Origin of the sequence: Weissella sp. DD23 (genome assembly GCF_001579105.1) — a bacterium.
In the GTDB taxonomy this organism is placed as follows: domain Bacteria; phylum Bacillota; class Bacilli; order Lactobacillales; family Lactobacillaceae; genus Weissella; species Weissella cibaria.
In genome coordinates, this window is the sequence record NZ_KQ970492.1 from 1 (window position 1) to 362 (window position 362).

The following is a 362-nucleotide window of genomic DNA, read 5'->3' on the forward strand; positions in this document are numbered from 1 at the left end:
CCCGTTATATTTTTCTGATACCACTCACCTCAACGAACCGCTTCCTAATATTTTTTGTTCTTCACAAGTGCCTGCATGAACATTATGTCATCATAGGAAACTTCCATTGTTCCGTCATCTTCAGTTTTTCGATTTGTCAAATACCTATTCAAGAGCCAGAAATTCAGATAATAGTCACTTGTTGCAAAATATTGTTTGTACGAATAATCAACATCGTGGTCAATTCGATTTTGTATAATGCTCATCAACCTTTCTTCTTGTAACTGTGATGTGTTGGGAATTGATTTTTCTTCGTCTAATTCTTCAAAGTCCAACAAAAACTTCACCACCGCTCTTAATACATCTATGTCTCCATCAATCAT

Annotated in this window: 1 protein-coding gene; it reads right to left on the reverse strand. The window is 35.4% G+C overall.

Annotation, left to right across the window (positions count from 1 at the left end):
- Positions 1 to 44: 44 nt before the first annotated feature.
- On the reverse strand, positions 45 to 362 hold a 318-nt coding region (locus WEIDD23_RS13910; protein ID WP_010370573.1), incomplete at its 5' end, for a hypothetical protein.